Source organism: uncultured Chloroflexus sp. (assembly GCF_937129525.1).
Classification (GTDB): Bacteria; Chloroflexota; Chloroflexia; order Chloroflexales; family Chloroflexaceae; genus Chloroflexus.
This window is the reverse complement of record NZ_CAKZNK010000064.1, coordinates 1-4,847: the sequence shown is the minus strand read 5'-3', so window position 1 is coordinate 4,847 and position 4,847 is coordinate 1. Positions and strand designations below refer to the sequence as shown.

General features: G+C 55.1%; 5 protein-coding genes and 2 pseudogenes. 6 read left to right on the top strand and 1 reads right to left on the bottom strand.

Going from position 1 to position 4,847, the window contains the following annotated elements; all coding sequences use genetic code 11:
* From Q0650_RS07525 to pstB, 4 genes and pseudogenes are all read left to right on the top strand, one after another.
* Positions 1-273: pseudogene (locus Q0650_RS07525) on the top strand (phosphate-binding protein); the annotation flags it as partial.
* Between the two features lie 105 nt (positions 274-378).
* Positions 379-1,293 (top strand): phosphate ABC transporter permease subunit PstC, encoded by a 915-nt coding sequence (pstC, locus tag Q0650_RS07520; RefSeq protein WP_298817490.1) that lies wholly within the window; start codon positions 379-381, stop codon positions 1,291-1,293.
* Positions 1,293-2,231 (top strand): phosphate ABC transporter permease PstA, encoded by a 939-nt coding sequence (gene pstA, locus Q0650_RS07515; RefSeq protein ID WP_298817488.1) that lies wholly within the window; start codon positions 1,293-1,295, stop codon positions 2,229-2,231. Before pstC ends, pstA begins: the two co-directional genes overlap by 1 nt.
* A 19-nt stretch (positions 2,232-2,250) precedes the next feature.
* Positions 2,251-3,051, top strand: coding sequence for a phosphate ABC transporter ATP-binding protein PstB (gene pstB / locus Q0650_RS07510; RefSeq protein ID WP_298817487.1), 801 nt, complete (start codon positions 2,251-2,253; stop codon positions 3,049-3,051).
* Between the two features lie 234 nt (positions 3,052-3,285).
* On the opposite strand, the gene rpmB is transcribed toward pstB, so the two are convergent.
* Complete coding sequence (gene rpmB, locus Q0650_RS07505; RefSeq protein ID WP_298817486.1) at positions 3,286-3,471, bottom strand: 50S ribosomal protein L28; 186 nt, start codon at positions 3,469-3,471, stop codon at positions 3,286-3,288.
* A 105-nt stretch (positions 3,472-3,576) separates the two neighbouring features.
* Here rpmB and Q0650_RS07500 point away from each other — a divergent pair, with 105 nt between their 5' ends.
* Together Q0650_RS07500 and Q0650_RS07495 are read left to right on the top strand one after the other, a co-directional pair.
* On the top strand, positions 3,577-4,431 hold the full coding sequence (locus Q0650_RS07500; RefSeq protein WP_298817484.1) for a DegV family protein: 855 nt from the start codon (positions 3,577-3,579) through the stop codon (positions 4,429-4,431).
* A pseudogene (locus Q0650_RS07495) lies at positions 4,428-4,847 on the top strand (hypothetical protein); the annotation flags it as partial. The gene Q0650_RS07500 and the pseudogene Q0650_RS07495, both read left to right, overlap by 4 nt.

Sequence of the window (4,847 nt, the reverse complement as noted above, 5' to 3'; positions counted from 1 at the left end):
ATTGCCAATGGCGCCTACACGCCGCTGTCGCGCCCGCTGTTCATCTACGTGCGCAAGGAAGCGGCTGAGCGACCGGAAGTGCAGGCATTCATCAACTACGTCTACAGCGATGAATTCACGGCAGAGATCCAGACGCCGGAGATCGGCTACGTCTCGCTGTCGAAGGAGCTGTATCAGGCGATTGCCAAGCGCTTCAACGACCGCGTGCTCGGCACGCTCGTTCGCGAGGGTGAAGAGGTCGGCCTGACCCTCGAACGCTACCTGGGCAAGTAACCCCCGGTGAATGTGGGATGAGCGAGTAGCTGCCGGCTACTTGCTCATCCCGCGTCTCTATGGTAGGCTAAGAAAGGTAAACACCTCAGCGACAAGGAGACATCTGTGGCTGTTACTGACCTCCGGCGTCAGCCAAATCTTGTGCAAGCAATTGGCGAAAGAATCATTCAAATCATTTTGCTGGTTGCAGCTTCAATTTCAGTACTAACCACAGCAGGAATTGTTTTCTCGCTTCTCTCTGAAACGATTGCTTTTTTCAACGAAGTTTCGATCGTTGAATTTTTGACTGAAACGGAATGGACACCGCTCTTTGCTACGAAAAAGTTTGGCATCTGGCCGCTGGCTTCGGCAACCTTCTTGACTTCGGCAATTGCCATGCTGGTCGCGGTGCCGCTCGGCCTGATTGCAGCCATTTTCTTGAGCGAGTTTGCTTCTGATCGCATTCGCCGCACCGTCAAGCCCCTGCTGGAGATCCTGGCCGGCATTCCCACAGTGGTGTATGGCTATTTCGCGCTGACCTTTCTCACTCCTCTCTTGCGTGGCTTCATTCCCGAACTGAGCATCTTCAACTCGTTGAGCGCGGGAATTGTGATGGGGGTAATGCTCATACCCTTCGTCGCTTCACTCAGCGAAGATGCCCTCTCAGCGGTACCAAATTCGCTGCGTGAAGCAGCCTATGGCCTCGGCTCGACCCGCTTCGAAGTGGCGACGCTGGTAGTTACGCCGGCTGCCATTTCGGGGATTGTAGCCTCGATCGTGCTCGCGTTCTCGCGCGCAGTTGGCGAAACGATGATTGTTGCCATTGCCGCTGGTCAGAATCCACGCCTGACCCTCGATCCCACTGTGCCGGTTATGACTATGACCTCGTATATCGTGCAGGTCAGTCTGGGTGACACGCCGTATGGCACCATCGAATACTATACCCTCTACGCGGTAGGCTTTACGCTCTTCATTTTCACCTTCGTGTTGAACATCTTCAGCTACTGGATGGTGCGGAAATTCCGGGAGGTCTACGATTAATGTCAACACAAGAACGGGCAAGTGTGAATGTGCAGCCGGCAGAGGCGGAGAGAATTGATCGCGGGGCGGGCAACCTGAAATGGCGCCATTTTAAAGGGAACATCCTCACCGTTCTCGGCTGGTTTAGCATCATTTTTGGCTTGGGCACATTGCTGGTGCTCATTCTCGATGTACTCAATCGGGCAACCGGCATCTTTTCTGGCGGCCAAAACTGGTTGACGTGGGAGTTTTTCAACAACTTTGACTCGCGTTTTGCGCAGCGCGCCGGCGCTAAAGCAGCTATCGTTGGCACGCTGTACACCATCTCGCTAACTATTCTGTTCGCGTTTCCGCTGGGGGTGGCTGCTGCCATCTACCTTGAGGAGTATGCAACCGATAACTGGTTCACTCGCCTGGTAGAAATCAATATTAGCAATCTGGCAGCCGTGCCTTCGATCATCTACGGCCTGCTCGGTTTACAGGTCTTTGCGCGCTGGCTGCTGTTTGGACGCAGTATTCTGACCGGCGCGCTGACGCTGGCATTGCTGGTTTTGCCAATCATTATCGTCGCTTCGCGCGAATCGATCCGCGCCGTGCCCTTGAGTTTGCGTCAGGCCAGCTATGCATTGGGCGCAACTCGCTGGCAGACAGTTTGGCACGTGGTATTACCGCAGGCAGTCGGCGGGATTCTGACCGGCAGTATTCTGGCGGTGTCGCGCGCTATCGGCGAAACTGCGCCGTTGATCACAATCGGCGCTTTGACCTTCGTGCCATTCTTGCCCCGTGACATCTTCGACATCTTTACGGTGCTGCCGATCCAAATCTTTAACTGGACATCACGGCCTCAGGATGATTTCCGTTCACTCGCTGCGGCTGGTATTCTGGTGCTGCTGGCAATCTTGCTAACGATCAATGCGCTGGCAATTTATCTACGCAATCGTTACCAGAAACGATACTAAATTCATCAGAAGGTTGGTCATGGTAATGCATGATATAGCTCGCGATAATCCAAACGCGATTGAAGCGCGCAATATGAGCGTGTATTACGGTTCTTTTCGCGCGGTGAAGTCGGTCAGTCTGGCGATCGAGAAGAACCGGATTACGGCCCTGATCGGTCCATCTGGATGCGGCAAGAGCACGGTATTGCGCTCGTTTAACCGGATGAATGATCTGGTTCCATCTGCTCGCGTTGAAGGCGAAGTTCTGTTCCACGGTGAGAACATCTATGCGCCGGGGGTGGATCCGGTAAATGTGCGCCGCCGGATCGGAATGGTTTTCCAGAAACCAAATCCCTTCCCCAAGAGCATCTACGAAAATGTTGCCTATGGCCCCCGCATCAACGGTTGGAAGCTCTCTAAGCGTCAGATGGACGAGTTAGTCGAGCGTTCACTGCGTGGCGCAGCGTTGTGGGATGAAGTGAAGGATAAGCTCAACCAGAATGGTCTCTCGTTGTCGGGCGGTCAACAGCAGCGCCTCTGTATTGCTCGCGCGCTGGCGGTTGAGCCAGAGGTGATCTTGATGGACGAGCCGTGCTCGGCGCTTGATCCCATCTCAACCCTCAAGATCGAAGAGTTGATGTTCGAGCTGCGCAAGAACTACACCATCATTATCGTTACTCACAATATGCAGCAGGCTTCGCGCGCCTCTGACTACACTGCCTTTTTCTTGATGGACAGCGACCGAGCCGGGCAGTTGATCGAGTATGGCCCTACCGCGCAGATCTTCCAGAACCCGAAAGACGAGCGCACCGAGCAGTACATTTCGGGTCGCTTCGGATAAGGTTGTCTGCCGGTCATCGTTGCGATGAACGAATGAGCAGGAATATTCTGCTCATTCGTTTTTGTGTTTGTCGGCGCTGAGGCTAACGGTCACTGTTAACAGCGCGTTGCCATGATGTCGTATCGTGGCTTACCGGTCGGTTTGCGCGCTATCATTGTATCGGCTATAATGAAAAAAAGTGCAGAGGCCAGCGTCCCTGCCGGACACTGGCCTCTCGTAATGGAGAGCGACACCCTAGCGCGTTTTGGCTAATGTGCGCATACAGCGAGTGCAGATCTTCACCTGCACTGGCTGGCCGCCAGGAGCAACCAACGTCTTCTTCTGAATATTGGGTCGCCAGATCCGGTTTGTCCGGCGCTTCGAGAAGCTGACATTGTGACCAAAAGAAGGTTTTTTACCGCAGAGTTCACATTTTGCCATAGGAACACACTCCAAAAACTGTAGCGCATTTATAATCACACTTTGCGAGACTATACCATATTGTATTCTCTTTGGCAAACCGCTCCCGTAGTTTAGGGCAGACCAATGGCACTGATGAAAGTGATTACCGATGGCGCCAGCGACATCCCTTTTGAGGTGGCGCGCGACCTTGCGATTGAGGTGGTGCCACTGTTGGCGCGGATTGATGACCGGCTCTACCGCATTGGGATTGACATCAGCGAAGACCAGGTCTACGATTTGCTCTTCAATGGCCACGATCGAATTGAAATCGTGAAGCCGATGGCAACTGTATTTGAGCAACTCTACCGGAGTCTGCTCGGTCGGTATGACTACATTTATTCAATCCATTTGAGTCACCGACTCGGCTCAATTTTAGGCGAAGTCCAGGCTGCCTGCGCGCGTCTGCCGGCCTCAAATACTCGGATCGAAGTGATCGATAGCAAACTGGCCGGCATGGGTTTGGGATCGGTGGCGATTGCAGCCGCTCGCGCAATCCGTGACGGGATGTCACCGGCGTCGGTCAGCGAGTTGATCGGCCAGACAATTCGCCACACCCATACGGCTTTTTTCGTTGATACGATGGAGTATCTCGAACAGAGTGGGTTGCTTACCTTTAGCGGCTCGCTGATCGGTTCCATGCAACGGATCAAGCCGCTCATGATCCTCGATGAAGGCGAGATTGTGCCTTATGAGCGCACCCGCACCCGCGCCAAGGCGATTGAAGGTCTCTTCACCTTCGTAGAGGATTTTCCGCGCGTTGAAGAGGTTATTGTTCACTACGCCACCACCCCCGAAGATGTCGAGAAGCTGCTCGAAAAGCTCGATCCCATCTTTCCCCGTGATCGAGTGCAGGTGTCGCGGATGGGTCCGGCGATTGCGTCGTGTCTCGGCCCTGGCGCAATGGCAGTGACCGTCTTTGAAGGCTTCGATGAGGCATGACCGAGACTGAGCGACAGCAGGTGACGACGCTCGGTAAGTTGCTGGCTGCCGAGCGTCGTGATGGGTGTGCCGATCGGGTGGCAACCGATGGCCTGATGGCGTTTTTGCAGCAATGGTCGGCTACCGCCGGCAGCGCTGCTCAGTTGCCCGCTGTGCGGCGGGCAATTGGGGCGCTGATCGGTTACGATGGCATGACCCTCGCTGAGCGTGATCAGGCCTTAGAGCGGGCGATCACCGAGTTGCGCTCGCTGTTTCGATCCGGTATGCCGGCGTCGCCACCGGAAGCGCCATCGCCGGTATCGTCTCCGTCGGAAGCGCCATCGCCGGTATCGTCTCCGTCGGAAGCGCCATCGCCGGTATCGTCTCCGTCGGAAGCGCCATCGCCGGCGCCCGATCAGGTTCATCCTCCACGCCGC